The organism is Streptomyces triticirhizae (assembly GCF_003696235.1).
Taxonomy (GTDB): Bacteria; Actinomycetota; Actinomycetes; order Streptomycetales; family Streptomycetaceae; genus Streptomyces; species Streptomyces triticirhizae.
Genome location: NZ_RFFJ01000363.1, coordinates 1 through 2,373, shown reverse-complemented (window position 1 = coordinate 2,373; position 2,373 = coordinate 1). Strand labels below are relative to the sequence as shown.

Sequence of the window (2,373 nt, the reverse complement as noted above, 5' to 3'; positions counted from 1 at the left end):
CGCCGGCAGCAGGGCGCGCAGCAGGGCCGGGACCTGGCCGCCGCCCTCCGCCTGGGCGCGGGCGGCGGCCAGGTCGAGACGCATCGGAACGAGGAGCGCCTCGTCCCGGCCGAGCGCCGCGTCGAACAGCGCCATGCCCTCGTCCTCGGTGAGGGACCCGACGCCGGCCCGCGCCATCCGGAGCAGATCGGCTTCGCCGAGGCTCTCGGCCATGCCCCCGCCCTGGTCCCACAGGCCCCAGGCGAGCGAGGTCGCGGGCAGGCCGAGGGCGCGCCGGTGGGCGGCGAGGGCGTCGAGGAAGGTGTTCGCCGCCGCGTAGTTGGCCTGCCCGGCGGCGCCGATCAGGCCCGAGATGGACGAGAACAGTACGAAAGCGCCCAGCGGGCGCGAGGCCGTCAGCGCGTGCAGGTTGAGCGCCGCGTCGACCTTCGGCCGCAGCACCGCCGCCAGCCGCTCGGGCGTGAGCGACTCGATCGTGCCGTCGTCCAGGGTGCCGGCGGTGTGCACGACGGCGGTCAGCGGGCGGTCGGCGGGAACGGCCGCGAGCACCTCGGCGAGCGCGGCCCGGTCGGCGACATCGCAGGCGACCAGCTCCGCCTCGGCGCCGAGCGCGGCGAGTTCGGCCCGCAGCTCGTCCGCCCCTTCGGCCGCCGGGCCACGGCGGCTGACCAGCAGCAGGTGCCGCGCGCCGTGCTCGGCCGCGAGGTCGCGCGCGACCAGCCGGCCGAGCCGGCCCGTCGCGCCGGTAACCAGCACCGTGCCCTCCGGGTCGAACCCACCGGCCATCGCCGGCCCCTCGCCGGCGGTTCGCACCAGCCGGGGAACGGTCAACGCGCCGTCCCGCAACGCCAGTTGCGGCTCGTCGGCGGCGCCCAGGGCCCGGGGGAGCGCGGCGAGCGACGCGGGCGTCCCGTCGTGGTCGAGCAGCACGAAGCGGCCCGGCCGCTCGGTCCCCGCCGTGCGCAGCAGACCCCAGACGGCGGCCTGCTCCAGGCCGGCGACGGCGTCCTCGTCAGACCCGGCGGCCACCGCGCCCCGGGTGAGCACCACCAGCGGCGTGTTCTCCAGTCGCTCGTCCGCCAGCCACCACCGCACCGCGCCCAGCGCGGCGACGGTCCGCTCCCGCACCGCCGCCGCGTCGATCCCGGCGTCGCCCTCGGACGCCGGCGCATCGATGAGCAACACGCGGTCGGGCACGGCCGCCCCGCCGTCGAGCGCGGCGCCGAAGGCGTCGAGGTCCGCGTAGGACGTCACCTCGATCCCGGGCGCCGCGGCCGCGCAGGCGGCGGCCAACGCGCCGTCGCCGTCGGGGCGTTCGACCAACGCCCACCGCCCGCCTGGCGCCGCCGGCAGCTCGCGGCGCGTCCACTCGATCCCGAGGAGCGAACCGCCGCCCCTCAGCCGTTCCCACGACGCCTGGCGGAACGCCAGCGCCTCGATGCGCAGCACCGTCCGGCCCGCGTCGTCCGCGAGGGCGAAGGCCGCCGTGTCCCGCCCGCCGGGCGTCACGCTGACGCGCAGCCGCGCCGGCCCCTCCGCCGCGCCCGTTCCGGTGAACGCGGCGACGCCGGTGAACGCGAAGGGCAGCAGGTTGCCGCCGTCCGGGTTGGTGACCAGCAGGGGGTGGAGTGCGGCGTCGAGGAGCGCGGGGTGGAGGGTGTGGCCGGCGGTGGGGGTGTCGGGCGGGAGGGCGATCTCGGCGTGCAGGGTGTCGTCTTCGCGCCAGAGGGCGGTGAGGCCCTGGAAGGTGGGGCCGTAGTCGTAGCCGCGTTGGGCGAGTTGGGGGTAGGTGTCGTCGAGGGGGATTGCCTGGGCGCCGGGTGGGGGCCAGGCGGCGGGTGGCTCGGGGGTGGCCGGTGGTTCGTTGGTGAGGGTCGCGGTGGCGTGGCGGGTCCAGGGCTCGTCGGCGTTCGACCGGGCGTGAACGGCGAGCGCGCGGTCCTCAACGGTGATCTGAAGCTGAACGCCGCCCCGCTCGGGCAGGACGAGGGGGGCCTCGATGGTCAGGTCCTCGACGGTGGCGCCGTCGGCGGCGTGGAGGACGAGATCGAGGAAGCCGGTGGCGGGGAAGAGAACGGTGCCGGCGATGGTGTGGTCGGCCAGCCACGGGTGGTCGGCCAGCGACAACTCGCCGGTGTACAGCACGGTGTTGTGGTGGGCGAGCGCGGTCCGGCCGGTCAGGAACGGATGGTGCGGCGCGTCGGCCCCGTCCCCGGCGCGCGACGGTCGGAGCCAGTACGCGCGCCGTTGGAAGGGGTAGGTGGGGAGTGGCAGGTTTGGGGTGTTGGTGGTGGTGAGGGTGGTCCAGTTGGTGGTGGGGTGGTGGGTGAGGGTGGTGAGGTAGGTGGTGAGTTCGGGGGTGTTGGTGCGGAG

At 76.5% G+C, this 2,373-nt stretch carries 1 protein-coding gene; it reads right to left on the bottom strand.

Annotated features, from left to right (window positions below; all coding sequences use genetic code 11):
* A partial coding sequence (locus EBN88_RS29595; RefSeq protein WP_122400053.1) for an SDR family NAD(P)-dependent oxidoreductase occupies positions 1-2,373 on the bottom strand: 2,373 nt, incomplete at both ends.